Below are 21,778 nucleotides of genomic sequence, written 5' to 3'. Positions count from 1 at the left end.
CCGATCCTTTTATCCTGGCCATTTACCTTGCAAAGAGATTAATTTCATCAAAATAGACTTTCCCCAGAGTCAAATCGGGCACAAATAAACGAACCTGAATTTTTTCCGCATCTTTTGGAAAATTCTCCAAAGTAGCCTTCAATAGAAACCAATCAAAATCACCTTGAAAAAGCTGTTCATTGGTGGCGAAAGCATTTCTACTCTCGCTATTTTCAAAGGGAAAGACCTTTATCCCAATATGCACTCTGCCTCCAGCAGTCAAGTCTACGACATCTTCCCCCTTCACGAAGGCCATCAGCTCCAAGGTACTTCCAGGTGCGGGCATGGGTCCGGTGTAAGTTTGAGTCCAGGTGGCAGCATTGGCAGTGGATCTCTCCTTATTTTCTACGAATAGGGATCGATTGCCCGTAAGAAAAACTTCCCGACTAACCCCAAATTGAATTTCATTGGGGATCAACGGAGCCCAAGGAAAAACATTATCTGAATAAAGCGATAAGTTAGGATTCAAAAGTAATTGACTTCCTCTTGGTGCAAATTCTTCCTCTTCGCAGGAAACGAATAGCAAGGTGACCAACACAAGAAAAATAGTTTTAAACCGCATGCCCCTAGTCTTAAGTGATACACTAAGGTACTTTTTTTCAAGCAATTAGTTTATTCCTAATGTCAATTTAAATAAGCTCAAGTTCCTTCCGCAAGAGAAATATTATAATCAAAAACCGATCTGCTTATTTGTAAACAGACCGGTTTCCTGTAAGATTTAGATGAAGTTTTTATACAAAAGCGAAGAACACCAACCAAACGATAAATAAAAGCGGTAGCAAAATCGGTAAGGAGAAGCGGATAATGTAACCAAAGAAAGAAGGCATTTTGATCCCGCTTTGCTCAGCGATAGATTTCACCATAAAGTTTGGTCCATTTCCGATATAAGTCATCGCTCCAAAGAAAACCGAAGCGATCGCTATTGCCATCAGCTCAAAGGCCGAATCATGAAAACCATCTGCAGCAAACTGTCTCACTTCCTCAATATTATTAATGGAGGCACCTTTGGAGGCCATGGCTGCTGCTAAGAAGTTTAAGTAGGTTGGGGCATTATCCAAAAATCCTGAAAGAATACCTGTGCCCCAATACAATGTATTGTGCGTGATCAGAGCAGCTCCATCCGGAGATTTGGCAAAATTACCTACTAGCTCCAAGGCAGGCATCATCGTGCCAAAAATACCGATGAAAATGAAAGCCACTTCCCTGATTGGCTCGAAGTTAAATTCATTTCCTTTGATCGCCCGCTGATCGGCAAATCTAAAAGAAAGGTAAGCCACGCTCAACATAATGATTTCTCGAAGAAAGGAAAACTTCTGTCCATCATAGACAATGGCAGGCACCCATTCGATTACATTGGGGTCCAAGAATACAGAGCAAATGACGATAAATAGCCAGCCGAAATTCTTCACACCGATCAAAGAGAACTTATTCGTGTAGGTAGTCTCTTCCAATTCGGAATCATCTCCTGCACGGCCAAATTTCCTATCAACAAAATAGAAGGCGATAGCCAAAGCGGTCAGTGCAAAAATCCAAGCAGGCCAGTTGTGCTCCAGCGTCCAGAAGAATGGAATTCCCTTCAGAAAACCAAGGAATAGAGGAGGATCTCCGATCGGAGTCAAAGAGCCTCCAATATTACTTACCATAAAGATGAAAAAGATGATATGGTAAGCCTGAATATTGCCTTTGTTGAGTCGGATGAAGGGCCGGATCAAAAGCATAGATGCTCCCGTGGTACCGATCAAATTTGAAATTAAAGCGCCGATAATCAAGAGGGTTACATTAGCCATCGGAGTAGCCTTTTTATCTATCTCGATCAGAATTCCACCCGAAGCAATGTATAAAGATGCCAGCAGGGCTATAAATTGCACATACTCCGCCAATGCATGGACCGGACCGTGTACATTTCCCAGGACAAAAAGGTAGTAAAGCACCACAAGTATAGCTAGGCCAACAGCGATTTTAGGGTAGTTGTGATGCCAAAAGTGCTCATAAAACAGAGGCCCCGTGGCAATCATCAGCAGCAAGGCGACAAAAGGTATAACCAGCCAAGTGGGCGGTACATGATGTTCTTCCTCCCCATGCTCCTCTGCGGCATGAACTTCTGTCGCGTCATGAGTTTCTTCTTGAGAATCAGCTTGCGCTAAATAAGTCACCGAAGGAGTAGTAGCACTAGCATATACAGCTACAGATTGAAAGCCGGAAAAAATAAAGATTCCGAAAAGCAAGGATAAGCCAAGTATATAGTTCTTCATAGGTTTAATAGGGGTATGCTGGGGAGTTCTTTTCGGTCAATTTAAGCAAATATTTGAAGCCTAGAAATCTGTAAGGTGAAATGCTAAACTACAGATTTTGTAAGAAATTGCCACAACCAGAAAAAGGAAGCCCGGCGGATTTAATCAAAAATTAACTCCTGCCGGGCAAAGCTTTCTAATGGTTTTACACGAGTTGACCCAAAGCTATTTTAAAGGAGCTTTCAGCCAGTTTAGTTTTTCCGGGATTTTCTTCAAATGTACTTTTCAGTGCCTTGGCTATCGTATCACTGACATCGTTGAAGATCGCCTCATCGGTGACGATGGCTTGATCGCTCATCAGGTAGGCAAAGACTCTAGCCATACCACAGTTGGCAATAAAATCAGGGATCACCGATATCTGCTGATCGGTCCAGACCCCGATCGGCCCAAAGAATATCTCAGGATCTGCAAAAGGGACATTGGCTCCACATGAGATGACCTCCAGTCCTGCTTTGACCATTCGCTCGGATTGCTCTCGGGTAATCAAGCGGGAAGCTGCGGCAGGAATAAAGATTTCTGAATTCAAATCCCAAACCCGCTCATTGATTTCTTCAAAGGGGATCAGATTATCAGCAGCCAATTTATTTCCTATTCTATTCACAAAGAGTGTTCTGACCTCATCCAAAGTAAAACCCTCTTCATTGATCAGACCACCTTCTCTATCAATAATACCAACGATTTTTACCCCTTCTACAGCAAGAAAACAAGCAGCCGCAGCGCCGACATTTCCCCAGCCTTGGATCACAGCACGTTTCTCTTTAATATTTCCTCCCCATAGCTGATAATAGTGGCGAACGGCCTCAGCTACGCCGTAGCCTGTAATCATATCGGCTACGGTATATTTCTTATCTCCGTTAGGGGTGAATTTTGGGTCTTCTAAAACCTTAGAAACTCCTTGCCGCAATTGACCTATTTTCCGGATTTTCTCCGGCTCCGTAGCATGGAAGTGACCATTGACTATGCCTTCTTGGGGGTGCCAAATACCATAAGACTCCGTGATAGGAATCACTTCATGGATTTCATCTACATTCATGTCCCCTCCTGTGCCGTAGTAATTTTTGAGCAAAGGAGTGACGGCCTTATACCATCGCTTGAGGACTTCTTCTTTTCGTGGATCACTGGGATCAAAATTGATTCCTGACTTGGCGCCTCCTATGGCTGGACCAGAAACGGTGAATTTTACTTCCATCGTTTTGGCGAGGGATTCCACTTCTCTTTTATCCAGCCCCTTTCTCATGCGAGTACCTCCGCCTGCAGCTCCTCCTCGTAGGGAGTTGATAACTACCCATCCCTCTGCTTCTGATTCAGAATCAGACCACTCAAAAATGATCTCCGGTTGTTTGTTTTCAAATTTTTTTAATAATTCCTGCATCTATCATTTGGGTTTATATGCTGCGCAAAAATAGAAAAATATCCAGCCCTTTCCAGAATGATTTTTTGGATGGTCAATGATACCAGACTCCTCCGCAGGAGTCTTGACTTGCTCCTGTGACTGAAGCAAGGCAATTGGTCTCTTCTCTCATTCTGAGCACTCCTAAAAAAGCAAAGATGAGCGCTTCTTTAAATTCAATCAGTTCCTTTGATGCAGGCAGTAGATTCCAGTTCCCATGCAAATGCTCATCTAGACGCTCGATGAAGTATTGATTATAGGCTCCGCCTCCTGTGATCAAGACCGAAGGCTTTTCGTTTACTTGATGGTTTTGGATGATTTGACTTAGCTGATAGGCATAGTGCTCGATCAAGGTGGCCAATTTATCCTGAGGAGAGTTTCTTGATTTTTTTATCAATGGTAAAAAAGTCTCTTCCATATCTTCCCTCCCCAAGGACTTGGCCTGATTGAGTTGATAGAAAGGCAATTGGTTGAGTAAGTCCAAGAACTCCTGATTTACTGTACCTGATCTAGCCCAGTTGCCTCGATCATCGTAGGGAGCCCCGAGTGTCTCTGCCAAGGGATTGAGCAGTAGATTAAAAGGTGAGCAATCAAACGCAAGTCGTTGCCCTTTTTGAGCCATGCTGATATTAGCTATACCTCCGAGATTGACACAGAAGTCGCTTTCCGGGAAAAGCAGCTCATCTCCTATTGGTACCAAGGGAGCGCCCTGTCCTCCCAGTTGGATATCCAGCATCCTGAAGTCATTGATCACCGGCAGACCGGAGGCCACCCGAAGTGCCCAGCCATTTCCGATTTGAAGGCTAAGACCCTTCGTAGGTTGATGGAAAACGGTGTGACCGTGAGAGCAAACGGCTAGAGGCTCTATCTGATTCGTTTGGCAAAATTCCCGGACCTTTTCCCCCATCCACTTACCAAAATCTACATCTAAAAGAGCCAGGTCCAATGCCGAAAGCAGGTGAGAATCTAAGAGACGATCCTTCAAATGACCCGGAAATGAAACAGTACTGGTGTGAAGAAACTCAAAACTCCAGTTTTCATCTTTGGAAAACTGGCAGTATGCCAAGTCCAAACCATCTCCTGAAGTCCCGGACATCAGTCCGATCACGGGATACAAAGTGGTGCTCATGGGTTAATGTTTGTTAAGTAAAGGATTTATAAAGATAATTTTAGATGGGATAAAAAGCCTGCTTTTTTGAATTACTTAATTTGCGAAGTCGAATTCAGAATATGAAAAACCTGATCATTGATATTGGAAACACTCGAATCAAGACTGCGGTCTTTGAAAGCGGCACTTTGCTGGAAGAGTGGGCCTATGAACAACTGGCCGATGCAGAACTGCTTTGGGCTTCTCTTGAATTTGATCAGGTGCTAATCTCTTCGGTTCGGTATTCAGAAAAAGAACTTCGGCAGCGATTGGCTTTTGATTTTCTTTTTCTCAATCATCAGACACGCATTCCTATCGCCAATGCCTATGCCACCCCTCAGAGCCTAGGATTGGATCGTATCGCGGCAGCGATCGGTGCTTGGGAGCTTTCGGGACAGCGTGAAGTATTGGCGATCGATCTGGGAAGTTGTGTGACCTATGAGTTGGTAGATGATAATCAGACCTATCGAGGAGGCGCAATCAGCCCCGGACTTCGGATGAGAGCGAGAGCAATGCATGAGTTTACCGCCAACCTTCCCTTGGTGAAGGTAGATGAGGCTCCTCAGAACTTTACAGGAGACTCTACGCAGACCTGTATGAAATCAGGCATTTGGTATGGGATTCAGCTGGAGATTCTAGGCCAAATCCAATATTATCAGAAAAAATATCCAGAAATAAAGGTCTTTGTTTGTGGCGGAGACGCTCAATCTTTTGATTCATTGGCAAAAGACCACATATTTGTAGTCCCAAATTTGGTCCTATACGGATTAAATTGCATTCTAAACCACAATGTTGAGTAAAATCAAATGGCATCTGTTGGGTGTTTGCTGCACCCTTTTCTTATTTTCTGAAGCGAAGGCACAGCTTAGCGCTTCCACCTATTCTGCACTAGGAGTAGGTGAATTTAACTATTCAGGGCTGACCCAAAATCAAGCAATGGGAGGTCTTGGAATCAGTTTTGGCACCGGCTGGAGTGCCAATGTCGTCAATCCCGCCCTTCAGACCAGAAATACAATTTTTAATTTTCAGACTGCGCTTAACTACAAGCGAATCAATGCTTCCAATGGTCAGGAAACTTCTGACGTAGATGGTGGAGGACTGTCTTACATCGCCTTATCACTTCCCTTCAAGCCGGGAAAATTTGCCGTTGGAATGGGCTTGAATCAAGTTTCCTCAGTAAACTATGACTTACAAATCAATAGTCTCGCCAATGGCGGTGAGTTTAACTCAACCAACAACATCATTGGAGACGGGGGAATATCAGAAGCCTACTTAAGCACCGGGTTCTTACTTGCCAAAAATTTAAGCTTGGGAATCCATGCCTCATACTTATTTGGGTCTACGATTCGCACCAATCGTCTTTCTATTTTTGATGAAAATGGCACACAGGTAGGTGGCACTTCAGAATATTATGAAAGATTAACAGTTAGCGATGTCGCCCTCAAAGCAGGCGCTCATTACTACTTCCAAATGGGTGAATCTAGCAACCTACATTTGGGTGCCATTTATCAGCATTTTGGGGAGGTTAATGGAAAAGCCTTTGCCAAACTGGCAGCATTTGGCCAAGCTAGCGACCCCGATACGGATGGTGACCTAATTGCAAACGATGAAAAGGGAAACATCTATATACCAAATCGTTACGGATTCGGCGTGAGTTATGAAAAAATCAACAAATACGTTGTTGGATTGGAGGGTCAATATCAGGATTTTGGAGATTTCAGGGATTTCTTGGGCAATCCTTTACAGTTGAGAGAGACAGTCAAATTAGGTCTGGGATTCCAGATGGTACCTGACTTTGCATCTGTGGATAGTAGGATAAAGCGATCCACTTTTCGCTTTGGATTAGAGTATATCAAGACTCCCTACTACCTCAACCAGACCAATATCAATGACCTTGGCATCAACTTTGGAGCCTCGATTCCTGTTAACCAATTATCTTTAATGAATCTTGCTGTCAAAGTGGGACAAAGAGGAACCACCTCCGCAGGACTGATTAGAGAGAATTATGTGAACTTCACCTTTGGATTTTCGCTTAATGATAATAGTTGGTTCTACAAACAAGTATTTCAATAAAACATCTGAAGCAGCGCTTGTAGCTGATTGAAAGAGAAGAGCAATTAAACCGAATTAAACAGTCAAAACCATGAAAATTAAATCCACCTTTCTGGGGCTTTCTGCCTTGCTTCTCGCCGGAATGGTTCAGGCACAGACCTTCAACTGGCCTGCCGACCAAGCCCAAGAGGCAAAAGCAAGAGAGTACAATGCAGCATACACTGACTACATGAAAGCCGACCAGTTTATTGAAGCTACTAAGCCACTTCATTGGCTATTGGTCAATGTACCTGAGCTGAATGAGTCAATTTACATCAATGGAGTAACAGTCTATAAAGGTGCTGCAGATGCTACTACCGATGAAGCCCAAAAACGAGTCTATCAAGATTCGGTAATGGCCATCTATGACAAGAGAGAAGCAATCTACGACAATGCAGCGAAGTGGATAGAAAATAAAGCTTACTACGGTTATGGATTTTACAAAGGAACCAAGGAAAAGCTTGGCGAGGTAGTTTCTGATTTTGAGCGGGCATTGGAAATCAACGGAAGTCTTTCCTTGATTGATCTTTATTCTGCGTATTTCGATGCGGTTTACAGACACAATGCGTACAATAAAGCTTATCAGCCTGAGGAAGTCTTAGCTATCTATGATAGAATTCAGATAGACTTGGACAAAGCTGAAGCTGAAGGTAGTGACGTCTCAAGAGCAAAAAGCACAACGGAGACCATCTTAGTAGCAATGGAGTTAATTGATTGCGATTTTATCGAGAATACCATGGGCCCTAAGTTGGCAGCAGATCCGACTAATGAAGCTTTGGCACAGCAGATATTCAAATATTCTGTTCAATATAAGTGCTATTCTTCACAGGCTTTCCTGACTGCCTTAGAGCTCATCGACTCCAATAGTCCTACATTCTCTACTTCACAAGTAAGAGCCATGCGCTACATGCAGAACAAAGACTATGAAAAAGCACAGCCTGTGCTGGAGAAAGCTTTGGAACTAGCAGAAAATAATACACAAAAAGCTGAGATCTATATGGAACTGGCTAAAGTGCATGCTAACCTTGGTCGTAAATCAGACGCTAGAAATGCCGCAAGACAAGCTGCTTCTCTAGATGAAGAGCAAGTTAAAGAAGCCTACTCTATGATCGCTGGAATGTATATGAACTCCTTCAATGACTGCAGAGGCGGAGAGTCAAGAGCAAAAGATTACTCTATCTATATTGCTGCTTACAATGCTTATCAGCGTGCAGGAGATTCTCAAGGAATGGCAAGTGCTAGATCTAGATTCCCGTCTAAGGAAGAGCTATTTACTGAAGGTCTTCAGGTAGGAAGCACCATCAATACAGGATGCTGGATCGGTGAAACCGTGACTCTTGCCACTAGAGACTAATCTAGAAGTATAATATTTAACAAAAGAGGCAGTCTGTTTGGCTGCCTCTTTTGTTTTATCAGTAGCCGTCTTTTCTTATTATATTTGCAGTCTTATGAGAAAGATTCTTCTTGCGCTTGTTGCGATTGCAATGCTTGCCTCCTGTAGGGAGGATGTGGATGCCAATGCTCTTCAAGTCTATGAGGGACCTGTAAACATTGGCGTGAATATCCATGTGGTGCATTCTGATTCTGCGATCGTTCGCTCCGAGATTAGGGCTGCGAGACAGCTTGAATATCTGAATGGAAACATGGAGTTTCCTGATGGAATTTTGATCGAATTTTACAATGTGGACGGCACACTTGGAACGACACTTAAGGCTGATCGTGGCTATTTTGACAAGGAAAAAAACCTCTACCGAGGAGAAGGAAATGTGCAGGTAGACAATAATGAGGAAGATCAGCATTTACAAAGTGAAGAGCTCTTCTGGGATCCTACCAAAAAGCTGATTTATACAGATACCTTTGTCACCATCCGAGATAATGAAGTACTACTAAACGGAACGGGAATGGTAGCTGACGAAAGCTTTACCAATTATTCGATGAAAAACATAAGAGACAGTAGGACGATACTACCAGGAGAGGATTTATGAAATTAGCAGACGCACTTATTTTATCTTTGGCTTTAGCACTGATTATCATCGGAATTCATCAGACGATGACCGCAGGAATTGGTTTTTCCTACTCGATTTTTATGTTTGCTGTGGCCTTACTTTTCTGGTTTCAATATCGCCGTACCAGGGCCCCAGAAAAGCCCGAAAAAAAATCTCCTCCATCAATCAAAAAGAGTAAAAAACGCTAAGCATGGAAACTACTTATTTGATCTATGTGATCATTACCCTGCTCTTTTCGGCCTTCTTTTCAGGAATTGAGATCGCTTATATCTCTTCTAATAAGCTGCAGATAGAGCTACAGAGCAAGCATGGTCAGTTCAGCGGTAAAATTCTTAGCAGCTTCGTACAGCATCCGGGTCAGTTTATCGGCACTACCTTGATGGGAAATACCATCTCTTTGGTACTTTACGGTATTTTCATGGCTTTTTTATTAGAGACCCCGCTTCAAAATTGGCTTCCGGAAAGTCTGAGCAATGAAGCTGTGATTTTGATATTGCAGACACTCATATCTACTATTTTGGTTTTGATTACAGCTGAGTTTGTGCCCAAGAGTCTTTTTATGCTCAATCCAAACTCAATGTTGAGCTTTTTTGCCATTCCTTTCCTAATGATATACTACCTAATGTATCCGATAGTGTGGGCTGTAGTGGGACTTTCACGGTTTTTTATTACCAAGATTCTTAGGCTGGACTACAACGAGGATAAGCCCGTTTTCACAGTGACAGACCTGAATAGTTTTATTCAGAATCATATGAATCAAGCTAAATCCGCTGGACAAGCGGAGATTGATACCAAGATTTTTGACAATGCAGTAGAATTTAAAACCGTAAGAGTACGGGAATGCATGATCCCCCGAACCGATATCGTGGCCGTAGAAATAGAGGACAGCATCGAAGAGTTGAAGGAGATTTTTGCTGAAAGTGGTCATTCCAAAATCATTGTTTACAGAGAGACCATAGACGATGTGATTGGCTACTGTCATCAGTTGGAGTTATTCAAAAAGCCCAAAAGCATAGAAGAAATCCTGACACCCATTATCATTGCTCCTGAGTCCGCTTTGGCCAACGAGCTATTGATTGAGTTTATTCAGGAGCGCAAAAGCTTAGCCTTAGTAGTGGATGAATTTGGGGGCACCAGTGGAATCGTCTCCATGGAAGACATCATCGAGGAGATCTTTGGAGAGATCGAAGACGAATACGACAATGACGATCTGATCGAGCAAAAAATCGGAGATCAGGAATATCTCCTGAGTGCCAGACATGAAATCGATTATTTAAATGATAAATATAATTGGGATTTGCCGATTGGAGATTTTGAAACTCTTTCCGGATTAATCCTTTCCTACAAGGAAAATCTTCCCAAAAAAGGGGAGTCCGTGACAATAGAGCAGTATACCTTCACGGTGGTGGCCAAGCAGGACCATCGAATTGACTCAGTAAGATTGAAAATCCATTCAGCATAGTAGCATCTAGGCAAGCGTATGATTCAGAATATATTTTGAATTTCGTTTCTAATGCTATTATTTTGCGACACTTCTAAAAAAGCGTAGAAACAATAATGGCGTTAATTAAACAAATAAGACAGCGGACAGGTCTCGCAATCGGTGTGATTGCCGGCGGGTTGATTTTATTCCTATTGGGAGGTGATCTCCTAAGTCCCAATTCATCCCTCCTCAACTCAAGCCAAAATGTGGTCGGTGAGATTGCAGGGGAAGACATCAGCTATGAAGAATATGTAGCCAAGATCGAAGAGTTTCGAATAGCTTTTCAGCAGCGAACGGGCAGAGCCCCTGCAGAAGTAGAAATGGTTTCTGTAAGAGAGCAAGCTTGGCAAGCCATGATTGTGGAGAAAGTATTTCAAGAGGAATACGATAAATTGGGATTGACTATTTCTTCAGCAGAGTTAGTGGACATGGTTCAGGGCAAAAACATAGTACCTGAGCTTCGGCAGCAACTCATAAATCCACAGACTGGTCAGTTTGACAAAAATCAGTTGATTTCTTTTCTTCAGTCTCTTGAGACAGCAGATCCTGCGCAGCAAGCTTTCTGGGCAGAGCAAGAGCAGCTTTTTGCCCAGTCTCGATTGAGAGTGAAATACGACAACCTTTTGGCTACCTCCGAATATGCTTCCTCAGCTGAAGCTAAAATGGAATACAAGGCAGCCAACTCCATCGCGGAAGCTTCTGTGCTACATATTCCATACAGTGCAATAGCACCTTCTGAGGTAGAAGTTACCGAGGCTGAGCTCAGAGACTACCTGAGCAAAAACAAAGAAAAATTTCAGCGAGGAGCTTTTGCCAATATAGAGTATGTTAATTTTAGCATTTTGCCGAGTAGTGAAGATTCTGCTCAGGTGATCTCTACCATCCAACAATTGACAGAAGAACTTAGATCTACAGATCAGGATTCTGCTTTTGTGTCTAGAAATTCAGAAGTACGCCCAGCATTCCTTACAGTAGGACCAGGTCAGGAGCTACCAGCAAATCTTGTCTCCAATGTAGATGAGGTGATTGAGGGTGAAACTTACGGTCCTTTTGTGACTGCTAACTCCGCCTATGTTTCCTATAAGATTTCTGACAAGTATGAAGGCACTCCTCGCATGAGAGCTTCTCATATTTTATTCAGCACAGAAGGTATGGACGATGCCGCTAAAGCTGAAACCAAAGCACAGGCAGAGGAAGTTTTGGCTGGATTGAAGTCAGGAGATGATTTTGCACAGGCTGCTCTGCAGTATGGCCAAGATGGAACCTCCCAGCAGGGTGGAGATTTGGGATGGTATGCTCAGGAAGAGTTTGTTCAGGAGTTTGCTGATGCCACTTTTGCAAGAAGAAGCACTGGTTTGCTACCTAATTTGGTAGAGACGGAATATGGATTTCATATTATTGAGGTGACATCACTTCCTCAGACAGAATACACTAAGGTGGCGGTGTTACAGTTAGATTTGATCGCCTCTGATGCTACACGAAATGAGGCATTCAGAAATGCCGATACGTTTGCCGCAGAGTCAGGAAACAGAAATGAATTTACCGAAAATGCCATTGAAGGAAACTACCGAGTGCTTCAGGCAAATGATGTAGATCCTTCTTCTAGAAATCTCAATAATCTCACAAATGCTCGTGAAATCATCCGTTGGGCTTTTTCTGAAGCTTCTCAGGGGGAAGTTTCTGAGGTTTTTGAATTGGATAATGCCTACATCGTAGCTTCTCTAGTAAGCAAAAAAGAAGAAGGTGATGTGACACTGGAAGATGTCCGTGAACAGGTAGAAACTCAGGTTAAAAACGATAAGCGAGCGAAATTAATCATGGAGGCGATTGCCGGCAAAGCTTCTCTGGAAGACATGAAATCAGTCTATCCAGATGATGCTTCTATCAATGAAATTCCTGATTTGAAATTAAGCTCAGCGGTATTACCGGGTATTGGTTTTGCTCCTAAAGCCATTGGGTCTGTGTTTGGCTTGTCCGAAGGGCAAATCTCAAAACCTGTACAAGAAGATATTGGTGTCATTGTAGCTCGACTCAACGCGATCACCGCTGCCGCCGAAATTGGTGACTATACTGCTTATCAGGCTCAACTCACACAAGGTGCTGCTCAGCGGACTTCCTATCAGATCATGATGGCATTGCAAGATTTGGCGGATGTCAAGGACTACCGTTACAAATTCTTCTAAGAAAATTTGGAACCCATGTCGATTGACATGGGTTCTTTGTTTGTATTCCATGATAAGAAGAACCGAGAATGCAAAAGAAATTCAACAAAGAAACATTCAAAGAAAAACTGGAAGCAAATGGACAATTTCCTATGCTTTACATGTTTAAATTTATCGTTCCCAATGGACAGGAAGATCAAGTAGAAGCTATTTTTCCAAAAAACGAAGTATTGCTAAAGCCCAGTTCGGGTGGGAAATACATCAGCACAACTATTCAGGTAATGGTCGAAAGCGCAGATGAAGTGATCAACTACTACGAGCAGGCCGCGTCCATAGAGGGAGTGATCTCACTTTAAATTCAAAAACCATGTGGAAAGAAGAAGACAATAAGCTTAAAAAATCATTCAAATTCGAAGATTTTCAGGAGGCTTTCGCCTTTATGACTCGTGTGGCTTTTTTGGCTGAGACGCAGCAGCATCATCCCAATTGGAGTAATGTCTACAATACCGTCGAGATCGAGCTTACCACTCATGACGAGGGAAATACCATCACAGAAAAAGATCGTAAACTGGCCAAAGCGATAGATGCCATTAATGCATGATTGAAAAGGGTGTAAATCTGTATTTGGTGCCGACTCCCATCGGAAACCTTAAAGACATCACCCTTCGTGCATTAGAGGTGCTGAAATCTGTGAATGTAATTTTAGCAGAGGATACCAGGACTACCGGAATTCTTTTGAAGCATTTAGAAATCACGAATTCCCTTCAGTCCTATCATATTTTTAATGAGCACAAAGCTGCAGAGAAGCTTGTGGAACGAATGAAAAGAGGTGAGGTTTTTGCCTTAGTCTCCGACGCAGGGACGCCCGCTATTTCTGATCCAGGATTTTTGTTGGTAAGAGAAGTGATCGCGGCAGGACTAGAGGTGCAGACCTTGCCTGGCCCGACCGCATTTGTGCCTGCCCTTGTCAACTCTGCCCTGCCCAATGACCGTTTCGTGTTCGAAGGCTTTTTACCCCATAAAAAGGGGCGAAAAACAAGAATAGAGGCATTGATAGAAGAAAGCCGGACGATGGTTTTTTACGAATCTCCTCACCGCCTTCTAAAAACTCTGGAACAGCTCGCCGAAGCCTTTGGCGCTGATCGACAAGCCTGCGTCTCCAGAGAGCTTACCAAACTTCACGAAGAGAATGTAAGAGGTGCTTTGTCAGAATTAATCGAATACTATCAATCCAATCCCTTGAAAGGGGAAATCGTACTCACCGTCGCAGGAAAAGCCGAGCAGAAAGAAAGCCGTGAGGAAAAGCGTGCGGCGAAATATGGAAAATAATAGTGCGATTTAAGCAGTTAGTTTTATTTTTGGAGAATAAGCAATAAACATGAAAGAATTAGAGCTAAAAAGACTTTTAGGGCAAACCCAAGAAATTGCCAAATCGGTGGGCGCATTTATCCGAAAAGAACGGCAGCATTTTGATGTCAAAAATATTGAGCATAAAGGATTTAATGATCTCGTTTCTTATGTGGATAAGGAAGCAGAGCGCCAAATCGTTGAGCAGCTTTCTGTGATTTTTCCCGAGGCTGGATTCATTACCGAAGAAGGAACCAATACCATCCGCTCCGAAGTGTATAATTGGGTCATCGATCCCCTGGACGGCACGACTAATTTTGTACATGGATTGCCGATTTTCTCAGTAAGTATTGCTTTGATGGAAAGAGAAGAGGTGATTCTCGGAGTGGTCTACGAAATCAATCTCCACGAGTGCTTTTATGCCATCAAAGGTGGAGGAGCATTTTGCAACGAAACACCGATTAAAGTAAGTCCTGCTCCTGACCTTTCAGCTTCTCTGATCGCTACTGGTTTTCCCTACTATAATTTTGAATTGATCGATAAATACCTTGCCGCTTTAAAGTCTCTCATGCAGTCCACACATGGACTTCGGCGCTTTGGTTCGGCAGCAGTAGACCTCGCTTATGTGGCTGCAGGTAGAATAGAAGGTTTTTTCGAATACAATCTCAATTCCTATGATGTCGCTGCAGGGTCTTTGATTGTACAGGAAGCAGGAGGCAAAGTGACCGATTTCTTGGGAGAAAAGGATTTTGTGTTTGGTAGGCAAATCTTAGCTACCAACTCTAATATTCATGAGGAATTTTTTCTGGAGCTCAATCGAATCTGGTCAGCCTAAAAGCAAATACCAAACTCCCAAACTCAAGACCGAAATAAGCATCCCCAAACCCGATAAAAGGGCCGCTAATCGGGGAGCAAGATTATAGTTGATTGCGACTATCGAGCCGGTAATCATCGGGGCCATGGCGGACTCCATAACGGTGACTTTGAAGGTCAGGCTATCTGGATCCAAAAAACTTCTGTAGATCAGAAAGACAATGGCAGGAGCCAAGACCAGTCTGTAGGCCAGTCCCAGCCAAAAATAAGTAGATCTCAGATCCGCCTTTTCTACCCCAAAGCGTAAACCTATGGCCAACAAGGCTACAGGTGCCATCGTCCTCCCAATTGCAGCCAAGATAGGTAACAAAAAATCAGGCGTACTCCAGTTCATCAAGCTCATGACCAACGTCCCTATCAAAAATCCAAATGGGGGAAATTTGAGAATTTTCATTGGGATCGCTGCCAAATTCCCTTTCTGATGGCTGTAGAGTGAGCCAAGGATAATCGCCACGGAAGAAACTAGCAAAAAGGATCCTCCTTGATCCATCAGCAGGGCAATAGGAAGGCCCTCTTTACCATACAAGGCCTCAATGATAGGAAAGCCCAAGAAGGAAGTATTTGCCAGTCCTGCCACGATAGAAAGGCAGCCGATGACCTGAGGAGACCAATTTCCTATTTTGCCCAAAACCGAGAAGAAAAGCCAAGAAACAAAAAAGGTGAGCCAGGCTGCTGAAATAGGAATCAACAAATCCCAGCCCGGCTGAATCTGTGGGATATACAGAAGGGCTAGTGCAGGTAAGACTAAATTAAACAGATAGGAGTTTACCCATTTGATAGCCTTTTCCCTTGGGAAGTCTTTTTTCTGCTGTAATATCAAACCTCCAAGGAGGAAAAGAAAAGCGATGAGCGCTCCTGTCATTCGCCCAAGATAGAAAACTGCTTTTTTTTAACATAAAATTAATTTGGCATAATTGTAGTGCTCTGAAAATCAGTATACTTTTGATTTCAAACAGAAACCCAAACTATGAATAAACTCATACCTATTTTCATCAATGGAAAAAAATGGGTGCAGCTTTCCCAACTTTCCAGAGATCAGGAGCGGAAATTCAAATCGTGGCTTCCGGTGAATTGTCTAAAAAAAGTTTTTTTCCAAGGAATGGAGCTTAAAGATTGTGTTGATTTTGAGACCTACGAATATTGGTTTAAAAGCAATCAGATTTCAGGTCAAAAACAAGAGGCCTTTGACATTTGAGCTTAACTTGGTTAAACTTTTTGTCATTTCCAGACCCTAAAGGCCAAAACTCTTTCTTTTCTCTTCAAAATACTTTTCAAGTTCTGGGTAGAAATTACTTTCAGCTTGGGGAATTCCGTCTAAAACCAACTCCATTTTACCCTCCAATTCATCTTGATTGAGTTGCATACCTTCAATCAAAAAAATCAGGTCTTCTAAATTAAGTGGTTCCTCTATTTTGGAAGGATAAAGCAGGTAATCATTTCCATAAAAATCCACCGCCTCCAGATGAATTTTGAAATCCATTTGATGAGCATAGATACTGATTTGCTCTCCCCAGGTAGATTCGGGATAATTCAGTTTTACCAACAAAACTGATGTGATTTCCGCTGAGAAATAGTTGTCCGGCTGAAATTTAAAATCAAGCATGAGACAAATTTACAAAGGACTGACAAGCTTTTCGCAGAACTGATCAAACTTCAAGTTTTTCAATTCCAATCTACATTGGATAATAGGGACTTTCAGGCTATTTTTGAACTTGCTTAGAAAAGTCAAGGCACAATTAAAAATTAATGGCCTTTCAACACCTCAATTTATGAAAAGAGATACGGTAGTATTTGACCTCATCGCCCAAGAAGAAGACAGACAAAAGCGCGGAATCGAGCTGATAGCCTCAGAAAATTTTACCAGCAAACAGGTAATGGAAGCAGCTGGAAGCGTATTGACCAATAAATACGCCGAAGGTTTGCCCAAGAAGCGCTACTATGGAGGTTGTGAAGTAGTAGATGAGATCGAGCAAATCGCCATTGACCGCGCCAAAGAGCTGTTTGGAGCTTCATGGGCCAATGTGCAGCCGCACTCTGGCGCACAAGCCAATGCTGCTGTGATGTTGGCTTGTTTAAAAGCAGGAGATGCTATTCTAGGCTTTGACCTATCTCATGGAGGTCATTTGACACATGGCTCCCCAGTCAATTTTTCAGGGAAATTGTACGATCCCCATTTCTACGGAGTAGAAGAAGAAACAGGAGTGATTGATTATGACAAGGTAGAGGCAAAGGCACTTGAAGTGAAACCCAAAATGATCATTTGTGGGGCTTCGGCCTACTCTAGGGATTGGGATTACGAGCGATTGAGAGACATAGCCGATCAGGTAGAAGCGATTCTTTTGGCGGATATTTCTCATCCTTCCGGCTTAATCGCCCGAGGACTTTTAAATGATCCTCTAGAATTTTGTCATATTGTGACTACTACTACCCATAAGACTTTGCGCGGACCTCGTGGAGGCCTGATTATGATGCGTGAAGATTTTGATAATCCTTGGGGAATCACCACTCCCAAAGGAGAAATACGAAAAATGTCATCTCTTTTAGACATGGGAGTGTTTCCAGGCACTCAGGGAGGTCCTTTGGAGCACATAATCGCTGCCAAAGCGATTGCTTTCCAGGAGGCACTTTCGGACGAATACATGGAGTACATTCTACAGGTTAAGAAAAATGCGGAGGTGATGGCGGCTGAATTTGTCGCCTTGGGTTATCAGTTGATTTCTGGAGGTACAGATAACCATTTGATGCTGATTGACCTTCGAAACAAAGAATTGACGGGTAAACTGGCAGAAGAGACCTTGGGTAAGGTAGATATCACAATCAATAAGAATATGGTGCCTTTTGACACAAAATCGCCTTTTGTCACTTCAGGAATGCGGGTCGGCACTGCTGCCGTCACTACACGAGGATTGAAGGAAGAAGACATGAAAAAAATAGTAGGATACATTGATCAGGCCTTGATGAATCATGCTGATGAATCAGTCCTTTCAAAAATTCGCTCTGAAGTCAATGAGTGGATGGTTCAGTTTCCATTGTATTAAAGCTCTAGCAAACCTGTGGCATTAGACCAATATCAAGAAGAAGAGGAAGGAATGTCCTTTTTGGACCATCTGGAAGCTCTTCGGTTTCATCTTTTACGATCAGTCGCGGCGATCCTGATTTTAAGTGTAATCGCCTTTTTGTCCAAAAGCATCGTGTTTGGAATGGTCATTTTGGGGCCTTCCAAGGTGGATTTCTTTACCTATCGTGTACTTTGTGATATTGGGGATTATTTTGGAATTGCGGCGCTTTGTATAGAAAAGCTCCCTTTTACAATCCAAAGTAGGCAAATGACGGGACAGTTTTCCATGCACATGACTTCTAGTTTTGTGGTCGGATTTGTAGTAGCCTTCCCTTATGTGTTTTGGGAGTTTTGGAGATTTATCAGTCCGGGTCTCTACGACCAAGAAAAAAATGCTGCCAGAGGAGCTGTATTTTTTGTGAGTTTGCTCTTCTTTTTAGGAGCAGGCTTTGGATACTATATCCTTTCGCCACTCTCAATTAATTTCCTTTCCAATTATCAACTTGACCCATCTATCCTAAACGAGTTTGACATCAGTTCGTATGTGACCACTTTAATCATGCTGGTTTTGGCATCAGCCATTATGTTTCAGCTTCCTGTGGTGATTTATTTCCTATCTATGTCGGGTCTGGTGACTTCTTCTATGCTGAAGACTTACCGTAGACATGCTATTGTGGTGATTTTGATCTTGGCAGCTGTGATCACTCCTCCCGATGTCATCAGTCAGCTATTGATAGCTATGCCTATTTTGGTGCTATATGAAGCGGGAATTAACATCGCTAAGCGATTGGAAAAAAAGCGCGCAATTAAGGAAGCTGCTTACGAAAAACAATTTGAAGATAACAAGGATTAAACTCTAGACCCATGGGTAAGAAAATAGCAATTGGCGGCGATCATGCCGGATACGAATACAAAGGTAAATTGATTCAAAAACTGAAAAGTCTAGGTTATGAGGTGAAGGATTTTGGACCCTATTCTGATGCCTCTGTTGATTATCCTGATTTTGTTCATCCTTTGAGTACTGCGGTAGAAAAGAGTGAGTTTGAACTAGGCATTGTGATCTGTGGAAGTGGTAACGGAGTGGCCATCACTGCCAATAAACATCAAGGAATAAGAGCGGCACTTTGCTGGAATGAGGACTTGGCGGCTTTGGCACGTCAGCATAACAATGCTAATGTTTTGGCTCTTCCTGCTCGGTTCATAACCTATGAACTAGCCGAAAAACTGGCCGAAATTTTCTTGACGACCGACTTTGAAGGTGGTAGACATGCCAATAGAGTCGATAAAATTGCTTGTGGGTAAATTGTCCTAGGAACACTAAAGCCACTGTCTATCTGGATTATTCTTATTAGGCAAAGCGCATAAAAAAACTGGATGTCAATTTGGTACCTTCTCCGTAGGGAAAACACCATGATGACATCCAGTTTTAATCTACTTACTGTTCTCTATTTTTAATGGATTAGAACCCAATTCTTAATCCTGCATCGGTCATAAATGCATCCAGGTTGGCTCTGGGTCCACTGATTTCCTGATAACCTCCACTTATGGCTAAAGAATTATAAATCCACTCCTCCCTCGGAGATAATTTGAAATTCAGAAAATTATGGAAGAGATATCGCCTCAATCATCCATGTGGTTAACTCAAATCCAGATATGTGGAATTTTGTCCCAATTGATTTTTAGGGATTTCGAGAGCTTTTTTTGAGGTGTATAATTTGAAAAAGAACTTATTTTCTTTTTTCGAATTCGGCTTTAGCCCCATCCAAGTATTCTACAAATGCCTGAATATCGGTGTCATAAGCCCGTGGCTTTGCAACAAGCTGCTCATCATGATCCAAAATCACGTAATAAGGCTGAGCATTGTTTTGGAACCGGGTGATTTGAAAATCTGCATTTCGCTTACCCATGGTTTTTTTGACTTTTCCATCGTATTCAGAGGTATACCACTCCTCCTCCGGTAGCTCGAGTCGCTCATCGATGTAGAGCGCTACCATCACAAAATCTTCTTTCAAGCGACGTAATACCTCAGGGTCTACCCAAACATTTTCTTCCATTTTACGACAGTTGACACAGCCATGTCCAGTAAAATCCAAGAGCAAAGGTTTATCAGCTTCCTTCGCTGCCCGTAGTGCCTGCTCGTAGTCGAAGTAGCCCTTGATACCGTGGGGGATCTCTAAAATATCAGCATACTTCACCGGTTCGTCAAGGATATAAGTTCCCCCAGCTGCCCCCGAGGAAATCGCCCCCATTTTAAACTGCTGCGTACTCATTGGTGGGAGATAACCACTCAGGTATTTGAGCGGAGCGCCCCAAAGTCCCGGAATCATATAAAGGACAAACATAAAGGTAAACAGCGCTAAAAGCAGACGTGGTACCCCGATGTATTCCAGTTTTGAATCATGCGGCAAGCGGATTTTTCCCAGTAAATACAAACCCAAAGCACCAAAAATCACAATCCAGATAATCAGGAAAATGTCTCGGTCCAAAATTCCCCAGTGATACACCAAATCGGCAATAGAGAGGAACTTGAAGGCCAAAGCCAATTCCAAAAATCCCAGTACGACTTTCACTGAATTGAGCCAACCGCCGGATTTGGGCAGTCTATTCATCCACTCAGGGAAAATGGCAAAAAGGGTAAAGGGAATCGCAAAGGCCAGTGAAAAAGCAAACATACCCAAGATAGGTTTGACCAGTTCACCTCCTGCGGAGGAAATCAGGATCGAACCTACGATAGGTCCTGTACAAGAAAAAGAAACTAATACCAAAGTGAAAGCCATGAAGAAAATTCCTCCTAGCCCCCCTTTTTCGGCTTTGGCATCCACTTTATTCACCAATCCGGATGGGAGCGTAATTTCAAAAAGGCCTAAAAAGGCTAAAGCGAAAAAGATGAAAATCCCGAAGAAAAAGAGATTGGGTAGCCAGTGTGTTGCCAACCAATTGGCAAATTCAGGCCCTTGTATCGCAGCGACCGCAGTGCCGGCGATGGTATAAATACCAATAATGGATAAGCCATAAATAAAAGCCTGTCGGATTCCGGCCGCTCTACTCTGTGCTCTTCCGGTAAAGAAGCTCACTGTCATCGGGATCATTGGAAATACGCAGGGGGTCAATAGCGCTGCCAATCCTGCCAAAAATGCCAAGACCATAAATCCCCATAAACTAATATCTGAATTCCCATCTGCTTCGAAATCAGTGATCGTCTCTGATTCACCGCCAGAAGAAAGAGGCTGATCTTCTGCCTCTGCGAAAAGGGGTGCTGACTCACTAGAATCTTCCGAAACAGCATTTTCAATCTGTGGCGCTTCTTTTGATTCCTCATTTTTGGCTGTAGCTTCCGCAGGAGTTTCTATTTTCGCAGCTTCCTCATTGGCCGAAAAAGAAAACTCAATATCCTCTTCGTAATTGATGCATTGGCCTGTAAGATCAGTACACATCTGATACTCAATAACACCAGTAAATGTCCCGGACTTCTTGATAATCACTTCCTGCTCAAACCTGCCCTCATTCAAAAAGTAAGTAATATCTCCCTCCCAAACTTCATCGTATTTGGTTTTGGCATTAATCTCCCGAAGAGACCCCTGCAACTCAAAGCTCTCCGAATCCTCCAAAACCAAAGTGGTCAGCAGAGGACCCAAGTCCGGGTCAAAGTCCGTCCCGTAGACATACCAACTCGCAGGTATTTTGGCCTCAAAAATCAAAGTGGCTTTTTCACCTGCATTTGGCTTTTCCGGTGATAGACTCACCTTCCACTGCGGAGGAGAAATGATCTGAGCCTCCAACTTGGATGATGTAAGAAGGGTGAATGCAAGTATCAGGCTGAGGACCCACGGAAAGGAAATTTTCATGCTTAGCTTTAGGCTTTTAAGGACAAAGGATTTTTGAATGGGCTTA

Annotated in this window: 22 protein-coding genes; 15 read left to right on the top strand and 7 right to left on the bottom strand. The window is 43.0% G+C overall.

The genetic code is table 11. The annotated features are described in order from the left end of the window. Positions 1–22: 22 nt before the first annotated feature. The 4 genes from BLQ57_RS03265 to BLQ57_RS03250 form a co-directional block, all read right to left on the bottom strand. The gene (locus BLQ57_RS03265) at positions 23–601 is read right to left on the bottom strand and encodes a hypothetical protein (protein WP_139162654.1); all 579 of its coding nucleotides are present in this window, start codon (positions 599–601) and stop codon (positions 23–25) included. Positions 602–770: 169 nt separating this feature from the next. Further along, the gene (locus BLQ57_RS03260; RefSeq protein ID WP_087937905.1) at positions 771–2,291 is read right to left on the bottom strand and encodes a sodium:proton antiporter; all 1,521 of its coding nucleotides are present in this window, start codon (positions 2,289–2,291) and stop codon (positions 771–773) included. Positions 2,292–2,475: 184 nt separating this feature from the next. Beyond that, entirely contained in the window at positions 2,476–3,702 is a 1,227-nt protein-coding gene (locus BLQ57_RS03255; protein WP_087937906.1) for a Glu/Leu/Phe/Val dehydrogenase dimerization domain-containing protein, read from the bottom strand. Positions 3,703–3,775: 73 nt separating this feature from the next. After that, entirely contained in the window at positions 3,776–4,849 is a 1,074-nt protein-coding gene (locus BLQ57_RS03250) for an anhydro-N-acetylmuramic acid kinase (protein ID WP_087937907.1), read from the bottom strand. A 101-nt stretch (positions 4,850–4,950) separates the two neighbouring features. Here BLQ57_RS03250 and BLQ57_RS03245 point away from each other — a divergent pair, with 101 nt between their 5' ends. The 11 genes from BLQ57_RS03245 to BLQ57_RS03195 all read left to right on the top strand — a co-directional run bounded on the left by BLQ57_RS03245 (position 4,951) and on the right by BLQ57_RS03195 (position 14,791). Next, positions 4,951–5,667 (top strand): type III pantothenate kinase, encoded by a 717-nt coding sequence (locus tag BLQ57_RS03245; RefSeq protein WP_087937908.1) that lies wholly within the window; start codon positions 4,951–4,953, stop codon positions 5,665–5,667. Continuing rightward, complete coding sequence (locus BLQ57_RS03240; protein ID WP_087937909.1) at positions 5,657–6,940, top strand: BamG family beta-barrel-assembly machinery protein; 1,284 nt, start codon at positions 5,657–5,659, stop codon at positions 6,938–6,940. The genes BLQ57_RS03245 and BLQ57_RS03240 overlap by 11 nt, the downstream gene beginning before the upstream one ends. A 70-nt stretch (positions 6,941–7,010) precedes the next feature. After that, on the top strand, positions 7,011–8,312 hold the full coding sequence (locus BLQ57_RS03235) for a tetratricopeptide repeat protein (RefSeq protein ID WP_087937910.1): 1,302 nt from the start codon (positions 7,011–7,013) through the stop codon (positions 8,310–8,312). Between the two features lie 94 nt (positions 8,313–8,406). Beyond that, positions 8,407–8,943 carry an LPS export ABC transporter periplasmic protein LptC gene (gene lptC, locus BLQ57_RS03230; RefSeq protein WP_087937911.1) on the top strand — a complete coding sequence of 179 codons (537 nt, stop codon included), beginning with the start codon at positions 8,407–8,409 and terminating at the stop codon, positions 8,941–8,943. Beyond that, entirely contained in the window at positions 8,940–9,152 is a 213-nt protein-coding gene (locus tag BLQ57_RS03225) for a hypothetical protein (RefSeq protein ID WP_087937912.1), read from the top strand. Before lptC ends, BLQ57_RS03225 begins: the two co-directional genes overlap by 4 nt. 2 nt (positions 9,153–9,154) lie before the next feature. Next, entirely contained in the window at positions 9,155–10,426 is a 1,272-nt protein-coding gene (locus tag BLQ57_RS03220; protein ID WP_087937913.1) for a hemolysin family protein, read from the top strand. Between the two features lie 95 nt (positions 10,427–10,521). Next, the gene (locus BLQ57_RS03215) at positions 10,522–12,630 is read left to right on the top strand and encodes a peptidylprolyl isomerase (protein WP_087937914.1); all 2,109 of its coding nucleotides are present in this window, start codon (positions 10,522–10,524) and stop codon (positions 12,628–12,630) included. Positions 12,631–12,698: 68 nt separating this feature from the next. Beyond that, positions 12,699–12,965, top strand: coding sequence for a DUF493 domain-containing protein (locus tag BLQ57_RS03210; RefSeq protein ID WP_087937915.1), 267 nt, complete (start codon positions 12,699–12,701; stop codon positions 12,963–12,965). Positions 12,966–12,976: 11 nt separating this feature from the next. Next, positions 12,977–13,210: a 4a-hydroxytetrahydrobiopterin dehydratase gene (locus tag BLQ57_RS03205; protein WP_087937916.1), complete on the top strand. Its 234-nt coding sequence runs from the start codon at positions 12,977–12,979 to the stop codon at positions 13,208–13,210. Next, positions 13,207–13,938 (top strand): 16S rRNA (cytidine(1402)-2'-O)-methyltransferase, encoded by a 732-nt coding sequence (gene rsmI, locus BLQ57_RS03200; RefSeq protein WP_087937917.1) that lies wholly within the window; start codon positions 13,207–13,209, stop codon positions 13,936–13,938. The genes BLQ57_RS03205 and rsmI overlap by 4 nt, the downstream gene beginning before the upstream one ends. Before the next feature lie 49 nt (positions 13,939–13,987). After that, positions 13,988–14,791, top strand: a complete 804-nt coding sequence (locus tag BLQ57_RS03195; protein ID WP_087937918.1) for an inositol monophosphatase family protein — start codon at positions 13,988–13,990, stop codon at positions 14,789–14,791. On the opposite strand, the gene BLQ57_RS03190 is transcribed toward BLQ57_RS03195, so the two are convergent. Continuing rightward, complete coding sequence (locus BLQ57_RS03190) at positions 14,783–15,691, bottom strand: AEC family transporter (RefSeq protein WP_087937919.1); 909 nt, start codon at positions 15,689–15,691, stop codon at positions 14,783–14,785. The two genes, BLQ57_RS03195 and BLQ57_RS03190, sit on opposite strands and share 9 nt — an antisense overlap. Before the next feature lie 105 nt (positions 15,692–15,796). Between BLQ57_RS03190 and BLQ57_RS03185 the strand changes: the two genes are divergently transcribed. Continuing rightward, positions 15,797–16,024, top strand: a complete 228-nt coding sequence (locus BLQ57_RS03185; protein WP_087937920.1) for a hypothetical protein — start codon at positions 15,797–15,799, stop codon at positions 16,022–16,024. Between the two features lie 36 nt (positions 16,025–16,060). Here the strand turns inward: BLQ57_RS03185 and BLQ57_RS03180 are convergent, their stop codons facing one another. Then, positions 16,061–16,432, bottom strand: coding sequence for a UDP-glucuronosyltransferase (locus BLQ57_RS03180; RefSeq protein ID WP_087937921.1), 372 nt, complete (start codon positions 16,430–16,432; stop codon positions 16,061–16,063). Positions 16,433–16,598: 166 nt separating this feature from the next. On the opposite strand from BLQ57_RS03180, the gene BLQ57_RS03175 reads away from it, so the two are divergent. Genes BLQ57_RS03175 through rpiB form a run of 3 tightly spaced genes read left to right on the top strand, consistent with a single transcriptional unit; the run spans position 16,599 to position 19,189 of the window. Then, positions 16,599–17,867: a serine hydroxymethyltransferase gene (locus BLQ57_RS03175; RefSeq protein WP_087937922.1), complete on the top strand. Its 1,269-nt coding sequence runs from the start codon at positions 16,599–16,601 to the stop codon at positions 17,865–17,867. Positions 17,868–17,882: 15 nt separating this feature from the next. Further along, positions 17,883–18,740: a twin-arginine translocase subunit TatC gene (tatC, locus tag BLQ57_RS03170; RefSeq protein WP_087937923.1), complete on the top strand. Its 858-nt coding sequence runs from the start codon at positions 17,883–17,885 to the stop codon at positions 18,738–18,740. An 11-nt stretch (positions 18,741–18,751) separates the two neighbouring features. Continuing rightward, positions 18,752–19,189, top strand: coding sequence for a ribose 5-phosphate isomerase B (gene rpiB, locus BLQ57_RS03165; protein ID WP_087937924.1), 438 nt, complete (start codon positions 18,752–18,754; stop codon positions 19,187–19,189). Between the two features lie 425 nt (positions 19,190–19,614). On the opposite strand, the gene BLQ57_RS03160 is transcribed toward rpiB, so the two are convergent. Beyond that, complete coding sequence (locus BLQ57_RS03160; RefSeq protein ID WP_087937925.1) at positions 19,615–21,732, bottom strand: protein-disulfide reductase DsbD family protein; 2,118 nt, start codon at positions 21,730–21,732, stop codon at positions 19,615–19,617. Positions 21,733–21,778: the final 46 nt, after the last annotated feature.

The sequence above is a fragment of the Algoriphagus faecimaris genome (genome assembly GCF_900101705.1).
Classification (GTDB): Bacteria; Bacteroidota; Bacteroidia; order Cytophagales; family Cyclobacteriaceae; genus Algoriphagus; species Algoriphagus faecimaris.
This window is presented reverse-complemented; position numbering and strand designations above follow the sequence as displayed.